Below are 233 nucleotides of genomic sequence, written 5' to 3' on the forward strand. Positions count from 1 at the left end.
GCGAGCCGTCCGCGTCGCGAGCCCGGGCGTACGCGTCGGCGAGGTCGCCGAGGGCGTCCGCGGCGGACTCGGCGGCGTCCGGTCGCGCGTCTATCCGCGCGTATTCGAGCCCGTGGAGGTCGGCGAGCGGCTCGAACGCGAGGCCGTGCGGCGTCTTGAACGACTCCGTGAACTCCGGCTCGAACGACTCGATCGGGAGCGCGTGGAAGATCCCGCCGCCGTCGTTGTTGATC

General features: G+C 72.5%; 1 pseudogene. It reads right to left on the bottom strand.

Annotated elements, in window-relative coordinates:
• Positions 1-233, bottom strand: a pseudogene (locus tag SM753_RS21185) (2-succinyl-5-enolpyruvyl-6-hydroxy-3-cyclohexene-1-carboxylate synthase); the annotation flags it as partial.

Source organism: Halostella sp. PRR32 (assembly GCF_034808085.1).
Taxonomy (GTDB): Archaea; Halobacteriota; Halobacteria; order Halobacteriales; family Natronoarchaeaceae; genus Halostella; species Halostella pelagica.